Raw genomic sequence first — 18,751 nt, 5'->3', positions numbered from 1 at the left:
AACGCCGGGCGTCGGGAACCGGGTGCCAGGGCTTGACCCTTGCGGGAAGCCGAGGTGCGGCGGTGCCGGTTCGAAAACCGGTTGCCGACAGGACGGGACAGGCCCCAGGATCCAGCCATGCCTATGTTCGCCGTCCTTCTTCCGCTGTCCGCCGCCGCTCCTGCCGCGCGCCTACAGCAGCGGTCCGGCCGCCGTGGAGAGCCGACACCTCCGCGGTCATGACGGCCGCGCTCGTCGCGGGGCTGCTCGCCGGGTACGGCATCGCCGTCCCCGTCGGCGCGGTCGGGACGTACCTGGTCTCCCTCACCGCCCGCACGTCCCTGCGCACCGGTGTCTGCGCCGCGCTCGGCGTCGCGACGGCCGACGGGCTGTACGCCCTCGCGGCCACGCTCGGGGGAACGGCCCTGGCCGGTGTGCTGCGGCCGGTGCTCGGGCCGCTGCGGTGGGTCTGTGTCCTGGTGCTGCTCGCGCTGGCGACGTGGGGCGCGGTCACCGCCGTGCGCGAGTACCGCGGCCACCGGCTCGCCACGCGGACAGCCCCCGCTCCCCCGGGTCCCGCCCGGGCCTACCTGGGGCTGCTCGGCATCACCCTGCTCAACCCCACCACCGTGATCTACTTCGCGGCGCTCGTGCTCGGCTCCCAGGCGACGGGCCCGGCCGGCCCGCTGGAGCAGGGCGTCTTCGTGCTCGCCGCCTTCACCGCCTCCGCGAGCTGGCAGGTGCTGCTCGCCGGGAGCGGAGCCCTGCTGGGGCGGGCGCTGACCGGTCACCGGGGCCGGCTGGGGACGGCGCTGGTGGCGAGCGGGGTCATGACGGTCCTGGCCGTGCGGATGGCGCTGGCGCCGGGGTGAGGTGCCCGGCCGGCCGGGATGTGGCGCGGTACGGATGATTCGCGGGGCTGCCGGTGTTGAAGGCGGGTGCCAGTCAGCCGTGACGCGACGATGGGACGGATGCCATGCCTCTCGAGGGCGAGTACGAACCCAGCCCGACGCAGTGGGTGCGCAAGCAGGTGGAACTGTACGAGAGCTCCGGCGGCACGGAGGGGACGACGCTCCAGGGCTCGAAGATGCCGGTGGTCGTCCTGACCTCACGGGGTGTCAGGAGCGGCAAGCTGCGCAAGACACCGCTGATGCGGGTGGAGCACGAGGGGCGTTACGCCGCGGTCGCCTCGCTCGGTGGCTCACCCAAGCACCCGGTCTGGTACTTCAACATCAAGGCCGATCCGCACGTGGAGCTCCAGGACGGTCCGGTCAAGCAGGACATGACCGCCCGTGAGGTCACGGGCCAGGAGAAGGCCGAGTGGTGGGACCGCGCCGTCGCGGCGTATCCGGCCTACGCCGACTACCAGAAGAAGACGGACCGGGAGATACCGGTGTTCGTGCTGGAGCCGACTGACGGCGGGTGAGTCCACGGGGGCTTCGGACACGCCCCGGGGGATTCCGGCCGGGCGGAAGTCAGCCCTTCGGGCAGGCCGGCATCGGTCCGCCGCCCAGGCGCCATGTCTCCGGCCGCAGGGGGCGAAGCGGTCCCCGCCCGTCCGGCCGGCGTCCGGGACGCCGGACGCGCCCCGTAGTCGCTCCCTCGGGGCCCGCCCGGAACGACGACCACCCGGAGCGGGCCGGAGAAGCCGACCACCCTGTCCGGGGTGGTCGGCGAAAAACTTCTCCGGGGCGTTGCATGAACCGTCCGCGACGGGGCACGCGAGGGTCAGGCCCCGCCGCGTTCCCCCGTCGCGGCGGGGCTTTCTGCTGCCTCCCGCGCGCGACGGTCGGTGACGTCGAGGAATATCTGGTCGGCCTCGGGGACCGTTCGGGCGATGGAACGCTTGATGCGGACGGCGACGTCCTCGACGCGCTCGCTGTCCAGGCCGGGCACGAGGTCGACGCGGGCGGCCACGAGGGCGGAGTCGAGGCCCGTCTTCATGGTGAACAGCGCCTCCACGCTGTCGATCTCCGGCTGTGCCCGCAGCAACTCCCGGATCCGCCCGCTCGCCTCCCGGTCGGCCGCCTCGCCGATCAGCTGGTCGCGGGCGTCACGGCCCAGCCGGTAGGCGACGTAGACCAGCAGCGCGCCGATCGCCAGGGAGGCGGACGCCTCCCACACCACCTGGCCCGTGACCATGTGCAGCGCCATACCGGCGATGGCCAGCGTGACGCCGAGCACCGCGGTGCCGTCCTCGGCGACGACCGTGCGCAGGGCGGGGTCGCGCAGCCCGGCGACCGTGCCGCCCTGCCGGCGCACCTGGTACAGCGCGCGCAGCAGAGAGGCGCCCTCCGCGAGGAGGGCGATCCCGAGCACGATCAGACCGGCTACATAGCCGCCGAGTTTCTCCTCCCCTCCGCTCGCCAGGGCCTCGATGCCCTGGAAGAAGGAGAAGCACCCGCCCATGACGAAGATCCCGACGGCCGCGAGGAGCGACCAGAAGAACCGCTCCTTGCCGTAACCGAAGGGGTGACGCCGGTCGGCGGGGCGGCGGCTGCGGCGCAGTGCCGCCAGCAAGAACACCTCGTTCATGCTGTCGGCCACCGAGTGGGCCGCCTCCGACAGCAGCGCCGGTGATCCCGCGGCCAGGCCGCCCACCGCCTTCGCCGCCGCGATCACGAGATTGGCAGCGAGCGCCACCAGCACGGTGACGCGTGTCCTCCGATCAGATCCTTCTTCACTCACCCACGCCGATTGCCCCGGTCGGCGGTGCTCACACCGTGCCGTCGGCGGAAAAACGGGAACGCGTTCACCAGGACACACGCACGACAAGCAGGCCACACGTATGCCGAAGGAGGTCATCCCCATGAGCCGCGACGACGGCGACGACGGCAACAGCGCCTACGGAAGGAGGTCGTTCAAACGGTCCAAGGCGCATTTCACGGACCGGATCACAGCCGACGGCCGGGACGGCTGGCCGGTGGAGGCCGGCCGCTACCGTCTGGCCGTCAGCCGAGCCTGCCCGTGGGCGAGCCGGTCGCTGGTCTCCCGGCGGCTGCTCGGTCTGGAGGACGCGCTGTCCCTGGCCGTCGCCGACCCGATCCAGGACGACCGCAGCTGGCGCTTCACGCTGGACGAGGACGGCCGCGACCCGGTCCTCGGCATCCGCTATCTGAGTGAGGCGTACGACCGCCGGGAGACGGACTACCCCGGCGGTGTCAGCGTGCCCGCGATGGTGGACGTGCCCAGCGGGAAGCTGGTCACCAACGACTACCAGCAGATCACGCTCGACCTCGCGACCGAGTGGACGGCCCTGCACCGGGAGGGCGCGCCCGACCTGTATCCGCGGAAGCTGCGCGACGAGATCGACGAGGTGATGGCGGACGTCTACGAGGACGTCAACAACGGCGTGTACCGGGCGGGTTTCGCCACCGAGCAGGAGGAGTACGAGATCGCCTGCGCGGGCGTGTTCCGGCGGCTGGAGCTGCTCGCGGAGCGGCTGGAGCGGCAGCGGTACCTCGTCGGCGACACCATCACCGAGGCGGACATCCGGCTGTTCACCACGCTGGTCCGCTTCGACGCGGTCTACCACGGCCACTTCAAGTGCAACCGCTGGAAGCTGACGGAGAACCGGGTGCTGTGGGGCTACGTCCGGGACCTCTATCAGACGCCCGGGTTCGGCGACACCGTCGACTTCGACCACATCAAGCGCCACTACTACCAGGTGCACACGGGCATCAACCCGACCCGCGTCGTGCCGCTGGGCCCTGACCTGTCCGGGTGGCTGACCCCGCACCACCGCGAGGAACTGGGCGGCCGGCCGTTCGGTGACGGCACGCCGCCCGGGCCGGTCCGCGCCGAGGAGCGGGTCCCGGCCGCGGGCACACCCTGACCACTTTCCACCCACCCTCACCGTTCAAGGAGATTCACGTGGCAAAGAAGAAGAAGCTTCCCTTCGCCTACCAGCCCCTCGGGTTCGTGCTGGGCTGGTCGGGCGGCTGGCTGGCCGGGCTGGCCTTCCGCAAGACGTGGATGGCGATCCGGCATGAGGAGGACGCGCCCGACGCGCTGGACAAGGACCGCGGCTGGGGCGAGATCCTGCTGGCCGCCGCGGTCCAGGGCGCCATCTTCGCCGTGGTGCGCAGCGCCGTGGACCGCGCGGGCGCCAAGGCCATCGAGCGTTCCACCGGCACGTGGCCGGCCGGGGAGAAGGGCGGCCGCGACTGAGAACGAGGCGGCCCCGCCCCGCCGGTGCGGCGGGGCGGGGCCGCCTCGCGGCGCGGGAAGCGGCCGGATGGGCGCCGGCCTGAGGGGCCGCCGCACACCGCGTCCGTCAGCTGTCGGCCTTGTTCGTTGCCCGTACGGAGATCACAGCAGCACAGCCGGCAGCCGGCCCGCCGCCTCCGGTCAGCCCTGTTTGGGTGCGGTCGGTGGGGTGCGGCGCAGGACGAAGGAGTGGCCTGCCGGGTCGGCGTAGCCGCGCTCCTCCAGGGGGCCCGAGGCCTCCTTGGCCTCCAGGGGGCGGCCGCCGAGGGAGATGACCCGGCGTTCCACCGCGTCGAGGTCGTCCACCACGAACTCCAGGTGGGCCTGGAGGGAGTTCTCGGGGCGGGGCCAGCTGGGCGGTGTCGCGTTGACGTCCCGGCGCAGGGCGACACGGAAGCCGTCCGCGCTCTTGATCTCCACCCGGTTGGCGGTCGCGTCCGCCTCTTCCCCTTCCAGCAGCTCCTTGTAGAACACGGCGAGCTTCTCGGGCTCGGCACAGTCGAGCACCAGGACACCCGCTTTCACCAGTGCCATGTCTCCTCCGCAGGATTCCGGCCGCGGGGCGTCGTGCCCCGCGGCCCTGTACCTAGCGGTTATCCCGGTCCGGCCGATTCAGTCGGCCGTCAACCACCGTCCGTCGCACATGAGTTCGCGGCCGTCCAGTTCGTCGGCCTCCCGCCAGGCCTGCACCCGCTGCGGCACGACGCGGAAGTAGAGGTACGGCGTGGCCAGCCGGCGGGGGTCGAACCCGGTCTTGGCGGCGAAGAGTTCGGCGTCCTGCTCGGTCAGCTCGCCGGGTTGGACGGTCTCGACGGTGCCCTCGACGAGCACGACGTCACGAGTCGGCCCGATTCCGACGCGGGCCCGGCCGCTCGCGGCCAGATTCCGGCCGGTGGGGCTCGACGCGGGTGTGGCGAAGAGCAGGTATGAGCCGTTCCAGAGAAAGGACAGCGGGACGAGGTACGGCGTCCCTGACGCGCTGTCGGCCGTGGCGACCCAGGCGTCCACGTCGTGCTCCAGACGGTGCAGGGTGTCCTTCGTGCGCTGCTCAGCGCTGCGTGCGGGTTCGGACGTCATCGTCGGCAATCCTCCTGAAGCGTCGTCAACGGACGCTTAACAGTGTGACGTTCCGAGGCTGCGGAGGCCCGGCGGACAAGCCGATGCCGGGTGAGGGCGAGGGAGTATACGCAGCTCAAGCGGTTCGGGCAGTAACGGAGATCACGGCAGGGTCACCGAATGGCCCATTCACGCCTTGGGCAGTCTCGTACCGCTTCTCGGTTCAACTTTCGTACTGCGAAGAAGAGTTCGAGTGTGCGGACGGTCACGACACCGTCCGCTCGCAGGGGTGGGGGGCTCTGCGGTCCGTCTCCCGAAAGGAAGCACATGCCTCAGGACGTCCGGTTCGATCTCCCCTTCGACACCCCGGTCAGCGAGCATCTGGAGTACGCCCGGGCACGTCATCTGCGCTGGGTGTGGGAGATGCGCCTGGTCCGCAGCCGGGAGGGGTTCGAGGAGTACAAGTCCTGGGACCTGCCCCAGGCGGCCGCCCGCACCTATCCGCACGCGTCGGCGGACGACATGGTCGTCCTGATGAACTGGTTCTCACTGGCCTTCCTCTTCGACGACCAGTTCGACGCCAGTCAGCCGGACCGCGCCGACCGCATAGCGGAGGTCGCACGGGAACTGATCGTCACTCCCCTGCGGCCGGCCGGCAGTCCTCCCCGTGTGGCCTGTCCGATCACCCTCGCCTGGGCGGAGGTGTGGAACCACCTCTCGCGTGACATGTCCCTGACATGGCAGACGCGTTTCGCCGCCTCGTGGGGGCGGTTCCTGGTCGCGCACTGCGAGGAGGTAGACCTGGCGGCCCGGGGATTGGAGGGCACGCTGGGGCTCGACGAGTACGCCGAGTTCCGGCGTCGCACGGTCGGCATCCACCACAGCATCGACGCGGGCGAGCGCAGCCGCGGCTTCGAGGTGCCGGCTCAGGTGATGGGGCATCCGGTGATGGAGCGGATGCGTGATCTGGCCGCGGACACCATCGGGTTCATGAACGACATCCACTCCTTCGAGCGGGAGAAACGGCGCGGCGACGGCCACAACCTCATCGCCGTGCTGCGCCGGGAGCGGGGCTGCTCCTGGCAGGAGGCCACCGACGAGGCGTACCGGATGACGATCGCCCGTCTCGACGAGTACCTCGAACTCCAGGCGCGGGTCCCGCAGATGTGCGACGAGCTGCGGCTCGACGAGGCGGAGCGGGACCGGGTGCGGATGGGGGTCGAGGCCATCCAGCACTGGATCAACGGCAACTACGAGTGGGCGCTGACCAGCGGCCGCTACGCGGCGGCGAAGGAGGGCCCCGTGGCGACGGCCGAACTGGCCGGGCGGGGCTCGGTGGACGACCTGCTGACCGTGTGACGACGGGGCGGTGCCCGGCCGGTGTCCGGCCGGGCACCCCGCTAGGTGCGCTGTTCGGAGAGGTTGGTGAGCGGGGCCTGGCACGCGCATCTGCGGCGTTGTCGTCGGGGCTCCCCCGGGCTCTCGGCTCCGCCCGAGCAGGGGGACCCCCATCGCGTCGACTCCCTCCTCCGCCTTGCAGCTGCACGCACTTGGCCCCGCTCACCGGCGTGACAGGATGCCGTCGATTCCCTGCGACCTGATCCGAACGACAGACCCTAGACGGGGAACTCGACCGGCAGGCTGTCCAGCCGTGACTCCCACGTGGAGGCGGTCGAGGTGAGCTCCTCCGGGGGCACCGCCAGGGTCAGGCCCGGCAGGCGGTGCAGCAGCACGTCCACGGCGATCTCGATGATGGACTGGCCGATGCTCTGCCCGGGGCACTCGTGCGGGCCGGAACTGAACGCCAGATGGGCCTGGTTGCCGTGGACCGAGACGCCGGTGTCCGGCCGGATCTCGGGGTCGACGTTGCCCGCCGCGAGGCCCAGGATCAGCAGGTCGCCCTCCTGGATCTGGTGGCCGCCGAGTTCCAGGTCGCCGGCGGCGAACCGGCCCGGCAGCACAGCCAGCGGGGGGCTGTTCCACATGACCTCCTCCACCACGGCCGAGATGTTCAGCTGCCCGCTGATCAGCCCGGAGAGCCGGGAGGTGTCGGTGAGGACCAGCTGGAGGACCCGGGCCAGCAGGTTGCTGGTCGTGGTGTGCGCGGCGATCAGCACCAGACGCAGATGGCTGACCACCTCCTCCTCGTCGAGGCCGGCCGCGTGCCCCAGCAGCGCGGTGGTGAAGTCACCACCGGGTTCGGCCCGCTTGCGCTCGGCCAGTTCTCCGAGGATCGCCATGATGCGGTCGTTGTGCGCGAGGGCGTCCTCACCGCCCTTGAGGACCTGGGCACAGGACTCCACCAGGTCGCGCCCCTCCGCCTCGGGCAGCCCGAGGATGCGAGACAGGACGAGCATCGGCAGGTACTCGGCGTAGTCCGCCACGAGGTCGGCGCGTCCGGTGCCCGCGAACGCGTTGATCTGCTTGTTCGCGAAGTGGGTCGCGTGGCGCCGGATGCCCCGGACCGCGGCGGCCTGGAGTCCGTCGGTGACGGCGGACCGCAGCCTGCGGTGCGGCTCGCCGTCCTGGGACACGCAGTCGGGCCGCCAGCCGATCATCGGGATCAGCGGCGAGGTCTCGTCCACACGCCCCTCCGCCCAGTCCCGCCAGATGCGCGCGTCCCGGCTGAACTGGCGGGGGTTGTCGAGCACCCGCCGGTTGTCGCGGTAGCCGAGGACGAGCCAGGCGGGCACGTCGCCTTCGAGCAGGACCGGCGCGACGGAGCCGTGTTCCTTGCGCAGCCGCTCGTAGATGCCCACCGGGTCGGTCGCGGCCTCCGGCCCGTACAGCCGGGTCAGGTCGGTCCCGTGGTGGGCTACGGGGCAGCCTCGCATGGCCTGGAGGCCGTTTTCGTTCTGATCGTTCATCGGGGCTCCAGGGCCACGGCCGAGCGTTCCTTCAGGTGGTGGATGAGGGCGACGAGGACGTCACGGCTGGAGGCCCGGTCGCGCGCGTCGAAGGCCACGACCGGAGTGTGCTCGGGGATGTCCAGGGCGTCCCTGATCTCCTCGACGGGGTAGTTCCGGGAGTCGGGGAAGACGTTCAGCGCGACGACGAACGGGACTTTCTGCCGCTCCATCTCCTCGATCGCCCGGAAACTGGATTCCAGGCGGCGCGTGTCCACCAGGACGATCGCGCCGAGCGCCCCCTTGAACAGCCCGTTCCACAGGAACCAGAACCGCTCCTGGCCCGGCGTGCCGAACAGGTAGAGCACCAGGCTCTCGTTGATGCCGATCTTGCCGAAGTCCAGGCTGACGGTGGTCTGCGTCTTGTCGGCGACACCGATGAGATCGTCGACGTCGGCGCTGGCCTGGGTGAGGGTCTCCTCGGTGGTGAGCGGCTTGATGTCGCTGACCGACCGGACCATGGTGGTCTTCCCGGTGCCGAACCCGCCGGCGATCATCACCTTCACCGAGCGGGTGTCCCCGGCCGCCCGCCCTCCGGGTTGGTCAAAGCCTTTCAAGTCCACTGAGTACCTCCTCAAGGAGCGCGAGGTCGGGCCCGCGGCCGGCGTCGTGTGCCGGGATGGGATCACGGGCTTCTACACGACCTGCGTCCAGCAGGTCCGACAGCAGCACGGCGAGAATGTTGAAGGGCAGCCCGAGGTGGGCGCCGAGTTCGGCGACCGACAGCGGATCGCGGCAGCGGCGGAGGATCTCCTCGTGCTCGTGCTGCATGCCCGGTAACGGGGCGGCGCGGGCGACGACGAGGGTCGCCACGTCGAGGCTCGACGCCGAACCGCCCGGTCCGCTGCGTCCTCCGGTGAGGACGTAGTAGCGCTCGAGACCGGACGGGTCGGACGGCCTGCGGGGAGCACTCATCCAGAGTGCTCCTCCAGGCGCGGAGTGGTGCCGAGAAGCTCACCCATCCTGCGGGCCAGGTCCCTCATCTGGTGCCCGAGCAGGCCCTGGTCGAGGCCCTCCCTGGCGAGGACCCCGAGGTACGTCTCCACACCGGCCCGTACGACGAAGAGGTGCCCGCCGTCGACCTCGATCATCGCGAGGCGCAACTGCCCGGCGTACTTGGGGAACTGCTCGGCGACCGGCTGGGCCAGCGCCTGGAGGCCGGCCACCACGGCGGCGAAGCGGTCGACGTCGTCGGGGTCTTCGGCGCCGTAGGAGGTGATGGCCTTGCCGTCGCTGGAGGCCACCAGGGCGAAACGGATCTCCTGGATGCTCTCGACGAGATCGCGGAGCGCCCAGCTCACATCTGTTCCTTGCTGCGTCATGAGGACTAGTCGCTCTCTTGGGTGCGGTGCTCTGTGAACTCGCGGCCTGCGGTGGTGTCGCGGTCGTCGGCCGCCTGGGACGCCTTCGCGGCGTCGCAGGCGGTGGCGAAGGCCGCGAGACCGGAGAAGGAGGCGTCCGGCGGGACGGCGGAGACGGCCGTGCTCCGGTCGCTCCGCTCGGCCCGCCTGGGCCCGTCCGTCTCGTTCCGCTTGCTGCGGCGCCGGGGCAGTCCGCCGGGTGTGGTCTCCACGGCCTCGGACTCCGCGGCCGGTGCCGGTGCGTCGACCGTCTCGCGGGCCGGGGCGGGCGCGGCGGGGCGGGCCTCAGGGGCGGGCGCGGCCTGAGTGGTCGACGCCGCGGGCAGCGGGCTGAAGTACTTGTGCGGAACCACGACCACCACGGAGGTGCCGAGCCACGGCGAGTCCGCGAACGTGACACGGATGCCGTAGCGGCGGGCGAGGGCGCCGACGACGCGCAGACCGATGCTCGCGTCCTCGGTGATGCCGCCGAGGCCCGCGCCGGGCGCGGTGCCCGCGAGGGCGTGCTCGGCCTCGCGCTTCTTCTCCTCGCTCAGGCCCTTGCCGGAGTCCTGGATCTCGATGCCGACGCCGTTGGGGACCTCCTTGCCGGAGATGAGCACCGGCTCGCTGGGCGGCGAGTAGCGGGCCGCGTTGTCCAGGAGGTGGGCGAAGATCAGCGTGAGGTGGTCCACCAGGCCGCCGTCGACGCCGAGTTCGGGCAGGTGGCGCACCTGGACGCGGTGGAAGTCCTTGATCCGGCCGATTCCGCCGCGCACCACGCTCAGCAGCCGCTGCGGTTCCTGCCACTGGCGTCCCGGACGGTCCGAGCCGCCGAGCACACCGATGCTCGCGGCGAGCGAGTCGGCGGGGCCGAGTTCCTGGTCGAGCTCCATCAGACCGCGAGCGACGGCCGGGAGCCTGCCGTGCTCGCCCTGCATCTCGTGCAGCCGGCCACGGAGCTTGCTGGTCAGCACGTGGATGCGGTTGCCGATGCTGATCACGGCCTGCTCGGCGGAGGTGGAGCGGTCGAACTCCGCCTCCAGGCCGATCAGGGCGGTGCGCAGCAGCTTGCGCAGTTCCGCCTGGAGGTCGGCGCTGACCTTCGCACACTGGTTGACGGTCGGCAGGACGTCGTCGATGGCCTCGCCGGAGCGCAGCTTCTCCATCGCGTCGGGCAGTTGCTCGTCGGCGAGCCGGGCGACCGCCGCGAGCTGGTGGGACAGCTGCTCCTGCCAGACCTCGGCCTGGTCGGCGAGCTGGGCCTCGTAGGACCTGGCCTGCTCGGTCAGCCGTTCCTCGTATGCCCGGGACTGGTCGGCGAGCTGCGACTCGTACGTGGCGCTCTGGTCGGCGAGACGCCGTTCGCAGGCCGCGTTCTGCTCGGTGAGCTGGGACTCCAGGGTGGCGCGCTCGGCGGAGAACTTCCGTTCCAGGCCCGCCACGTGATGCTGCCACTGCTGGTTGTGCTCGGCCTGCGTGGTGCGGAAGGAACCCTCCGCCCGGTGCAGTTGGGCCCGGGTGCGCAGCAGCAGGCGCACGCACACGGCACCGGCCGCCGTCGCCGCGACACCGGCGACGGCCGTGGCTAGTCGCTCCGAGCTCATGAACGTGGCGGCAACCGTCCCGCCTCCCAAGCCCAGCGGCATCAACCACCAGCTGTACCAGGCGACAGGGGCCCGCGCCGCCGGTGGCGGAGTGGCGAGTTCCATCTGCATCCTTCGAAGCAACACGATCGAACGGGGGGTGTGGACCGCACTCATGAGTACGCACTGCGAGTCGACAGGACGCGATCGCCTCAACTCGCAGCGCTGATGGGAACCTTATCGGGTTTGGACCCGCAAGGATCAACCTCATCCCCCACCCGACGCGAGGGTTCCGGTCACGCTCCGACAGAAAGAAACAGGTCGGTAAATGGCTTTGTTGCTTGCCCAGTTGGGCGGCCACCGGGGGCGCGCCCGAGTCAGCGAGCGGTCTGGAACGTGCGGCGGTAGGCCTGCGGCGTGACCCCGATGGCCGCATTCAGGTGCTGGCGCAGGGAGGCGCCGGTCGCGAAGCCGACCCGGCCAGCGATCTGATCCACCGTCAGGTGGCTGGATTCCAGCAGGTGCCGGGCCCGGGCCACGCGCTGCTGAATCAGCCAGCGGCCGGGACTGAGGCCCACTTCGTCGTGGAAACGGCGGGCGAAGGTGCGCAGGCTCATCCGGGCGTGGGCGGCGAGGTCGGCCAGGGTGAGCGGTTCGCCGAGGCGCTCCAGGGCCCAGGAGCGGGTGGCCGCGGTGCTCGCGGCGCCCTGTTCGGGGACGGGCTGTTCGATGTACTGGGCCTGGCCGCCGTCCCGGAACGGCGGGACCACGCAGCGGCGGGCGACGGTGTTGGCCAGCCGGCTGCCGTGGTCCTTGCGGACCAGGTGCAGGCAGATGTCCACGCCGGAGGCGGCTCCGGCGGAGGTGAGGAACGGGTGGTCGTCGACGAACAGCACGTCCGGGTCGAGGTCGACGTGCGGGAACATGCGCCGGAACCGGTCGGCGACCTGCCAGTGGGTGGTCGCCCTGCGTCCGTCGAGAAGCCCGGCGGCGGCGAGGACGAAGGCGCCGGTGCAGATGGACACGACGCGCGCCCCGGGGCGGATGAGCGCGAGCGCGGCCAGGACGTCGCCAGGCACCTCGTCGGTCAGGCAGGCGGGCGCGACGGGCGCGATCACCACCGTGCCGGCCGTGGCGAGCGCCTCCGGGCCGTGCTCCACGGTGACGCCGAAGTCCGCGTCGGTGCGCACCGGACGGCCGTCGACCGAGCAGGTCAGGACCTCGTACCGGCCGTCGGCCGCACCGAGGATCCGGCTGGGGATGCCCAGTTCGAACGGGTACACGCCGTCCAGGGCCAGAACCACCACTCGCTCACGTCGCATGGCACGATCCTATCGAAGGTTGGCATTCCTGCCATTGGCGGGCCGGGCGCGGCACGGCACGCTGGGACACCATGAGCACACAGAACACGATGCGAGCCATCAGCCAGGACGTCCTCGGCGGTCCCGAGGTCCTCAAGGAAGTGGAAATCGAGCGTCCGGAACCCCGGCCGAACGAGGTGCTGGTCCGGGTGCGGGCCGCCGGGGTCAACCCGACCGACTGGAAGCACCGCGCCACGGGCGGTTTCCTGGGCGATCCGCCCTTCGTCCTCGGCTGGGACGTCTCCGGGGTGGTGGAGGCGGTCGGCATCGGCGTCGCGGCGTTCGCGCCCGGTGACGAAGTCTTCGGCATGCTGCCGTATCCGTTCGGGCACGGCTCGCACGCCGAGTACGTGATCGCTCCGGTCCGCGCCCTCGCGCGCAAGCCGGCCGGGATCGACCACGTCCAGGCGGGTGCGCTCCCGCTGGTGTCGCTGACCGCGTGGCAGGCGCTCGTCGAGCACGCGGACCTGAAGTCCGGGCAGCGGGTGCTGATCCACGCCGCGGCGGGCGGGGTCGGGCATGTGGCGGTGCAGGTCGCGAAGGCGCGCGGCGCCCACGTGATCGGCACCGCGAGCGCGGGCAAGCACGCGTTCCTGCGGGAGATCGGCGTGGACGAGGCGGTGGACTACCGGGAGACGGACTTCACCGAGGCCGTGAAGGACGTCGACGTCGTCCTGGACACGATCGGCGGCGACAACTCCCTGCGCTCGCTGCGCGTGCTGCGCCCGGGCGGGGTCGTGGTGTCGATCCTGCCGGCGGGCTCGGACGACTTCTACAAGGAGGCCGAGCGGCTCGGTGTGCGAGCGGTCCGGATGCTGGTCGACGCCGACCGCAACGGCATGGAGACGATCGCGGAACTCGCCGGGACGGGCAGGCTCCGCCCCACGATCGCCGGGACCTTCCCGCTGGCCGCCGCCGCGGAGGCGCACGCCTCGGGCGACACGGGCCGGACCACGGGGAAGCTGGTGCTGGTGAACGACTGAGCCGACGGGCGGCTGGTGAGGGGGATGGGGCGGACAACCAGATCCCGCCCGGCGGCCGTCCACAACCCGCACCAGCCATCCGGCCCCGTCGATCACAACCGGACCAGCGGGGCAGCCGGCCGCGTCAGAACGTCAGGACCGGCTTGATCGTCTTGCCCGACCTCATGTCCTGGACCGCCCGGTCGATGTCCCTGAAGGGATACGTGCTGATCAGGCGGTGCAACGGGAGCCGGCCGTCCTTCACCAGGCGGACCAGGGCGGGGATCACGGTCTGGGTCTCGCTGTCGCCGAGGGTGAGGCCGACGATCCGCTTGCCGCCGAGCAGGCCGTTGACGTCCAGGGCGACCTCGGTACCGAAGGGCGGGGCGCCGACCACGACCAGAGTGCCGCGGGCGGCGAGCGCGTCGACGCCCTGGCGCAGGACGCCGACGTTGCCCGTGGTCTCCACGACACCGTCCGCGCCCTGGCCACCCGTGATGCCGGCGAGCGCTTCGGCCAGATCCCCCCGGCTCGTGTCGACGGTGTGCGTGGCGCCCAGCTCCGTCGCCAGGGAAAGGCGTTCGGCGACCCGGTCGACGGCGACGATCCGCGTGGCCGGGGCGAGGGCCGCCGCCATCACGGCCGACAGGCCTACCGCTCCGGCGCCCAGGACGACGACCGTGCTGCCCGTGTCCGGCTTCAGGACGTTCCAGACGGCACCCACGCCGGTCTGCACGCCGCAGCCCAGCGGGGCGATGGACTCCAGCGGCACGTCCGGGTCGACCTTGACGAGGCTGCGCTCGTCGGCCAGCGCCCGCTCGGCGAAGGAGGACTGGCCGAAGAAGTGCCCACCCAGGGCCTCTCCCCCGCGGCTGATGGTGCTCGTGCCGTCGGCCCGGCTGCCGCCGAGCAGGTTCAGCGGCAGCCAGGTCGCGCAGTACGCGGGGTGCCCGCCGCGGCAGTTGCGGCAGTCGCCGCAGGAGGTGAAGGAGAGCAGGACGTGGTCGCCGGGCGCCACGCCGGTGACGGCCGAGCCGACGGCCTCGACGACGCCCGCTCCCTCGTGGCCGAGGACCCCGGGCAGCGGGAAGGGCAGTCCGCCGCTCGCCACACCGAGGTCGGTGTGGCACAGGCCGGTGGCGACCATGCGGACCAGCGCCTCGTGCGGGCCGGGTTCGTCGAGGACGACGTCGGAGAGGGTGAAGGGCGCGCCGCCGGACTCGACGACCGCGGCACGGGTGGTGGTGGGCATCGTGAGAGCTCCTTGACGGTGTCTCAGTCGAGCGAGACGACGACGGACTTGACCTTCGTGTAACCGGCGAGGGCCTCGGGCCCGTACTCGCGGCCGTAGCCGGAGTCCTTCACGCCGCCGAAGGGCACCGCGGGGTCGAGCATCGCCCAGTCGTTGACCCAGACGATGCCGGCCTGGAGCCGGTCGGCGACCCGGTGCGCGCGGGCGAGGCTGGTGGTCTGGATGCCCGAGGCCAGGCCGTAGGGGGTGGAGTTGGCGAGGGCGACGGCCTCGTCCTCGTCGTCGAAGGGCTGCACGGTGAGCACCGGGCCGAAGATCTCCTCCTGGATCACGCGGGAGTCGTTCGACAGGTCGGCGATGACGGTCGGCCGGTAGTAGTAGCCGCCGTCCAGGTCGAGCCGTTCGCCGCCGCAGACGATCCGGGCGCCCTCCTTGCGGGCCAGGGCGACGTATTCCTCGACTTTCTTCAGGTGCTTTTCGGCCGCCATCGGGCCGATGACCGTGGCCGGGTCGCGCGGGTCGCCGATCGGCACCCCGGGTACGGCCTCGGCGAGGATGCCGAGCAGCGTCGGGTACACCGAGCGGGCCACCAGCAGGCGCGGCCCGCCCATGCAGAACTGGCCGGTGTTGAAGACGAAGCCCTTGATGACCGCGCCCACCGCCTTCTCCAGGTCGGCGTCCTCGAAGACGAGGTGGGCCGCGTTCCCGCCGAGCTCCATGGTGACGGGCTTGAGGGCCTCGCCGGCGACGCTCGCCACGTGCCGGCCGATCGCGGTGGAGCCGGTGAAGGCGACCTTGTCGACACCGCGGTGGCGCAGCAGCGCCTCGCCGGCCACCGGCCCGCTGCCGGTCACGACGTTGACCACGCCGTCGGGCACACCCGCCTCCTGGAAGAGCCGGGCCATGTACAGGGCGCTCAGCGGGGTCTCGTCGGCGGGCTTGTGGACGACGGTGTTGCCGGCCGCCAGCGCCGGGCCGAGCTTGCTGCCGGCGAGGATCAGCGGGAAGTTGAACGGGGTGATCGCGGCGACCACGCCGAGCGGTTCGCGCTTGGTGTAGGCGAGGGCGTTCATGGGGGTGTCGCGCAGGGCGCCGTCCTGGCTCTGCGCGAGGTTGGCGAAGTACTCGTAGTCGTTGGCCGCGTTCGTCACGTCGACCGCGCCGCACAGTGTGATCGGCTTGCCGACGTCGAGGCTCTCCAGTGCGGCGATCTCGTCGGCGTTCTCGCGGATCAGCTGGGCGACGCGGTGCAGCACCCGGCCCCGCTCGCGGCCGCTCAGACCGGACCAGGCTCCGGCGTCGTAGGTCTCGCGGGCGGCCCGTACGGCCGCGTCGACGTCGGCCGGGCCCGCCTCCGCGACGGTGGTGACGACCGTGCCCCGGGACGGGTCGACCACCTCGGTGCGCGCCCCGTCGGCGGCCTCGCACCACTGGCCTCCGATGAACAGCTGTCCGGGGTCCCTCTCGAAGGTGGTCATCGCCGCTCCTCAGCGTCGTCGCCAAGATTTCAACAAACAGGATTCCTGTTGATTCGCAGTCTCTTTACAGACAGGTTTCCTGTCAATGCTCTAGCCTGCATCCATGCTCGACGCACAGGTGACCAAGGCACCCCCTTCCCTGCTCTACATGGTCAAGCAGGTGGAGCTCGTCGTGCGCTCCCACCTGGACGAGCTGGTCAGACCCTCCGGGATCACCGCTCTCCAGTACACCGCGCTGACCGTGCTGGAGCGACACGACGGACTGTCGGCGGCCCAGCTGGCGCGGGACTCCTTCGTCACCGCGCAGTCCATCGCCGACCTCGTCCGCTCCCTGGAGGGCCGCGGGCTGGTGCGCCGGGAGCGCAATCCCCGCAACCGCCGCGAGCTGCTGCTCCTGCTCACCGACGCCGGCCGGGAGCTGCTGGCACGGCACGCCGGGCCCGTCCGGGAGCTGGAGGAGCGGATGGTGCGCGACCTCACGGCGCACCAGACCGAGCAGTTCCGCCAGGCTCTCATCAAGGCCTGGCACGCCCTGTCGTAGCCCGGGACGCACGCCGGGGAGCACACCCGCTCTCACGCCCGCGCACACCCCCGCGCGAACCTCGGCCAACTCGGCCGTAATTCAGAGACATATGTCAATCGAACATGCTCAAATTCACTCGTTGGGGGGTAACTTGCAGGGCGGGGAACGGTTCTGATGACCGCGGCCCCTCCCCACGCACGGAGCAGGCTGGAGGCGATCTCGTCGTGCGGCAGGAACCTGCACCGCTCACCCGGCATCTGCGCGTCCGACAGGAACGGGGGCACACGGTGCTGGAGTTCCGTGGCGAGATCGACCTCGCCGCGGCCACGGAGATCGCCCCGCACCTGGACCGGGAGACGAACCGCCGCGCCGCCCGGGTCGTGATCGACCTCAGCCGGATCGAGTTCTTCGACTGCTCGGGCCTGCGGCTGCTGTACCGGGCCAGGAGCCGGGTGCTCGACCGGGACGGGCAGCTGCTCCTCGTCTGCGCCCACCCGCTGACGCTGCGCGTCCTGCGTATCACCGGCCTGTCCCGGCTGCTTCCCCCGCAGCCGACGCTGGACGCGGCCCTGGAGCAGCCGGAGGCGGCGTCCGGCTCCGTGTGAAGCCCGAGTGCGCCCTGCCGTGCTTCCGCTGACATCTTCCCCTCCTCAACCGACCGGTCTGGCAAGGCCCGTTGCGGGCATCCGGACAGTAGGAAGGAGGGCCGTCGCATGACGACTCCCGTCAAGCGTCTCCCCAGGCGCGTGCCCGGCTGGGCGAAGGTGGTGGGCGCGCTGGTGCTGGTGCTCGTCGTGTTCTTCGCCGGGATCCGGCTGAGCGTGGTCCCGGGCCTGAAGGACCTGTTCGGCACCGAGACCCAGGACCGGTCCGGCCCCGCGCTGCTGAAGTCCATCCAGGACCTCAGCCGTTACGACGCCGCCTCCGGCAACTTCCAGGTCGTCGTGGACCTGGAGAAGGACGCCAAGTTCCTCCCCGACGCGATCCGCGGCACCCGCACCCTGTACGTCGGTGCGGGCACCGTCGACGCCTACGTCGACCTGGGCAAGGTCGGCGACGACGACGTACAGGTCAACGGCGACCGCACGTCCGCCACGCTCCGGCTGCCCCACGCGCAACTGGGCCGGCCGGCCCTCGACCCCGACCGTTCCTACGCCGTCTCCAAGCAGCGCGGTCTCTTCGACCGCCTCGGCGACCTCTTCTCGGACAATCCCAACGGCGAACAGGCCGTGCAGAAACTCGCGGTACGGCACATCGGCGACGCGGCGAAGGAGAGCGAGCTGACCGCCCGCGCCGAGACCAACACCAGGAGCATGCTCGAAGGCCTGCTGCGCTCTCTGGGATTCAAGGAGGTACGCGTCTCGTACGGGAACTGAGGGAAGCGGCGGCGCGTGGGGAAACCGCGGCCGGGAACGGTCCGCGGCGGCATCGTCGGCGCGCCCGTGGGTAACCGCCTTAGCACCCAGAGATGTTGAAGACTGGAGGACAGAATGGCCGGTGCAGCCTCACGTGTCCGTACGGCCGGCTCCGGCCGTGAGCGACGCCCGCTGCCGCTGCCCGTCCGGCTGCTGGCGATGCTGTGCGCCTTCGCGTTCATGGTGGCCTTCGCCGTGGTGCTGGCCCGGCTGACCCTCCAGCCCTCGCCCGCGTCGGAGGCGCTGACCCACACCAATCTGCATCCGGGCCGCTCGCTGAAGGCCTATCTCGACCAGCCGGAACTGCGGGACGCCGTCCGGCAGATCGGCGGCAACATCCTGCTGGGCATCCCCTTCGGCGTCCTCGTGCCCGTCGTCGCCCCGCGCACCCGCGGCATCCTGCGCGTGCTGCTGCTGACCGCCGTGGTCATGCTGCTGGTGGAGTTCGCCCAGGGGGCGCTGGTCACCGGCCGCGCCTTCGACATCGACGACGTCATCCTGAACACCGCGGGCGCGCTGATCGGTTACCTGCTCCTGGGCCGCCGGCTGAGCCGCGCGGTCCATGCGCGCAGGCCCCGCGGCGGCCGGGCGGGGAAGAAGCCGGCGTCCGGCAGGGCCTAGTAGTGCTTGGTCAGGTCGGTGTGCGGGTGGGTATGTCGCGGTGGCAGGTGGGGCAGGCGCCGG

21 protein-coding genes are annotated in these 18,751 nt (G+C 71.4%); 10 read left to right on the top strand and 11 right to left on the bottom strand.

Features of this window, described 5'->3' with window-relative positions; translation table 11 throughout:
- Window positions 1-218: 218 nt before the first annotated feature.
- Window positions 219-851 (top strand): LysE family transporter, encoded by a 633-nt coding sequence (locus AOQ53_RS00380; protein ID WP_059413795.1) that lies wholly within the window; start codon window positions 219-221, stop codon window positions 849-851.
- A 104-nt stretch (window positions 852-955) separates the two neighbouring features.
- The gene (locus AOQ53_RS00375) at window positions 956-1,405 is read left to right on the top strand and encodes a nitroreductase family deazaflavin-dependent oxidoreductase (protein ID WP_059413793.1); all 450 of its coding nucleotides are present in this window, start codon (window positions 956-958) and stop codon (window positions 1,403-1,405) included.
- Between the two features lie 302 nt (window positions 1,406-1,707).
- Here the strand turns inward: AOQ53_RS00375 and AOQ53_RS00370 are convergent, their stop codons facing one another.
- A complete protein-coding gene (locus tag AOQ53_RS00370; protein WP_059413791.1) occupies window positions 1,708-2,628 on the bottom strand; it encodes a cation diffusion facilitator family transporter in 921 nt (306 codons plus the stop codon).
- A 160-nt stretch (window positions 2,629-2,788) separates the two neighbouring features.
- Between AOQ53_RS00370 and AOQ53_RS00365 the strand changes: the two genes are divergently transcribed.
- The gene (locus AOQ53_RS00365; protein WP_059413899.1) at window positions 2,789-3,814 is read left to right on the top strand and encodes a glutathione S-transferase family protein; all 1,026 of its coding nucleotides are present in this window, start codon (window positions 2,789-2,791) and stop codon (window positions 3,812-3,814) included.
- Between the two features lie 38 nt (window positions 3,815-3,852).
- Window positions 3,853-4,149: a DUF4235 domain-containing protein gene (locus AOQ53_RS00360; RefSeq protein ID WP_059413789.1), complete on the top strand. Its 297-nt coding sequence runs from the start codon at window positions 3,853-3,855 to the stop codon at window positions 4,147-4,149.
- A gap of 180 nt (window positions 4,150-4,329) precedes the next feature.
- On the opposite strand, the gene AOQ53_RS00355 is transcribed toward AOQ53_RS00360, so the two are convergent.
- Both AOQ53_RS00355 and AOQ53_RS00350 read right to left on the bottom strand, forming a co-directional pair.
- Window positions 4,330-4,722, bottom strand: coding sequence for a VOC family protein (locus AOQ53_RS00355; protein WP_059413787.1), 393 nt, complete (start codon window positions 4,720-4,722; stop codon window positions 4,330-4,332).
- Window positions 4,723-4,800: 78 nt separating this feature from the next.
- Complete coding sequence (locus AOQ53_RS00350) at window positions 4,801-5,265, bottom strand: pyridoxamine 5'-phosphate oxidase family protein (protein WP_059413785.1); 465 nt, start codon at window positions 5,263-5,265, stop codon at window positions 4,801-4,803.
- 306 nt (window positions 5,266-5,571) lie between these two features.
- On the opposite strand from AOQ53_RS00350, the gene AOQ53_RS00345 reads away from it, so the two are divergent.
- Entirely contained in the window at window positions 5,572-6,603 is a 1,032-nt protein-coding gene (locus tag AOQ53_RS00345) for a 7-epi-alpha-eudesmol synthase (protein WP_059413783.1), read from the top strand.
- A gap of 257 nt (window positions 6,604-6,860) precedes the next feature.
- Here the strand turns inward: AOQ53_RS00345 and AOQ53_RS00340 are convergent, their stop codons facing one another.
- The 6 genes from AOQ53_RS00340 to AOQ53_RS00315 form a co-directional block, all read right to left on the bottom strand.
- Window positions 6,861-8,111, bottom strand: a complete 1,251-nt coding sequence (locus tag AOQ53_RS00340; RefSeq protein ID WP_059413780.1) for a cytochrome P450 — start codon at window positions 8,109-8,111, stop codon at window positions 6,861-6,863.
- The gene (locus AOQ53_RS00335; protein ID WP_059413778.1) at window positions 8,108-8,713 is read right to left on the bottom strand and encodes a GTP-binding protein; all 606 of its coding nucleotides are present in this window, start codon (window positions 8,711-8,713) and stop codon (window positions 8,108-8,110) included. The genes AOQ53_RS00340 and AOQ53_RS00335 overlap by 4 nt, the downstream gene beginning before the upstream one ends.
- Window positions 8,694-9,065, bottom strand: coding sequence for a DUF742 domain-containing protein (locus AOQ53_RS00330; RefSeq protein WP_010040608.1), 372 nt, complete (start codon window positions 9,063-9,065; stop codon window positions 8,694-8,696). Before AOQ53_RS00330 ends, AOQ53_RS00335 begins: the two co-directional genes overlap by 20 nt.
- A complete protein-coding gene (locus AOQ53_RS00325) occupies window positions 9,062-9,472 on the bottom strand; it encodes a roadblock/LC7 domain-containing protein (protein ID WP_003994857.1) in 411 nt (136 codons plus the stop codon). The genes AOQ53_RS00330 and AOQ53_RS00325 overlap by 4 nt, the downstream gene beginning before the upstream one ends.
- Before the next feature lie 5 nt (window positions 9,473-9,477).
- Window positions 9,478-11,202 carry an ATP-binding protein gene (locus tag AOQ53_RS00320; protein WP_059413776.1) on the bottom strand — a complete coding sequence of 575 codons (1,725 nt, stop codon included), beginning with the start codon at window positions 11,200-11,202 and terminating at the stop codon, window positions 9,478-9,480.
- 251 nt (window positions 11,203-11,453) lie between these two features.
- On the bottom strand, window positions 11,454-12,398 hold the full coding sequence (locus AOQ53_RS00315) for a GlxA family transcriptional regulator (protein ID WP_059413774.1): 945 nt from the start codon (window positions 12,396-12,398) through the stop codon (window positions 11,454-11,456).
- A 71-nt stretch (window positions 12,399-12,469) separates the two neighbouring features.
- Here AOQ53_RS00315 and AOQ53_RS00310 point away from each other — a divergent pair, with 71 nt between their 5' ends.
- Window positions 12,470-13,420: an NADP-dependent oxidoreductase gene (locus tag AOQ53_RS00310; protein ID WP_059413772.1), complete on the top strand. Its 951-nt coding sequence runs from the start codon at window positions 12,470-12,472 to the stop codon at window positions 13,418-13,420.
- A gap of 124 nt (window positions 13,421-13,544) precedes the next feature.
- Here AOQ53_RS00310 and AOQ53_RS00305 read toward each other — a convergent pair whose 3' ends face one another.
- Together AOQ53_RS00305 and AOQ53_RS00300 are read right to left on the bottom strand one after the other, a co-directional pair.
- Window positions 13,545-14,651: an NAD(P)-dependent alcohol dehydrogenase gene (locus AOQ53_RS00305; RefSeq protein ID WP_059413770.1), complete on the bottom strand. Its 1,107-nt coding sequence runs from the start codon at window positions 14,649-14,651 to the stop codon at window positions 13,545-13,547.
- Window positions 14,652-14,674: 23 nt separating this feature from the next.
- Entirely contained in the window at window positions 14,675-16,129 is a 1,455-nt protein-coding gene (locus tag AOQ53_RS00300; RefSeq protein WP_059413768.1) for an aldehyde dehydrogenase family protein, read from the bottom strand.
- A gap of 103 nt (window positions 16,130-16,232) precedes the next feature.
- Here AOQ53_RS00300 and AOQ53_RS00295 point away from each other — a divergent pair, with 103 nt between their 5' ends.
- The 4 genes from AOQ53_RS00295 (at window position 16,233) to AOQ53_RS00280 (ending at window position 18,688) form a co-directional block, all read left to right on the top strand.
- On the top strand, window positions 16,233-16,670 hold the full coding sequence (locus tag AOQ53_RS00295) for a MarR family winged helix-turn-helix transcriptional regulator (protein WP_059413766.1): 438 nt from the start codon (window positions 16,233-16,235) through the stop codon (window positions 16,668-16,670).
- Window positions 16,671-16,876: 206 nt separating this feature from the next.
- On the top strand, window positions 16,877-17,257 hold the full coding sequence (locus AOQ53_RS00290; RefSeq protein ID WP_059413764.1) for an anti-sigma factor antagonist: 381 nt from the start codon (window positions 16,877-16,879) through the stop codon (window positions 17,255-17,257).
- A gap of 108 nt (window positions 17,258-17,365) precedes the next feature.
- Window positions 17,366-18,028 (top strand): DUF4230 domain-containing protein, encoded by a 663-nt coding sequence (locus tag AOQ53_RS00285; RefSeq protein ID WP_059413762.1) that lies wholly within the window; start codon window positions 17,366-17,368, stop codon window positions 18,026-18,028.
- 114 nt (window positions 18,029-18,142) lie between these two features.
- Entirely contained in the window at window positions 18,143-18,688 is a 546-nt protein-coding gene (locus AOQ53_RS00280) for a VanZ family protein (RefSeq protein ID WP_059413760.1), read from the top strand.
- Window positions 18,689-18,751 lie beyond the last annotated feature (63 nt).

Source organism: Streptomyces azureus (assembly GCF_001270025.1).
Lineage (GTDB): Bacteria > Actinomycetota > Actinomycetes > Streptomycetales > Streptomycetaceae > Streptomyces > Streptomyces azureus.
This window is presented reverse-complemented; position numbering and strand designations above follow the sequence as displayed.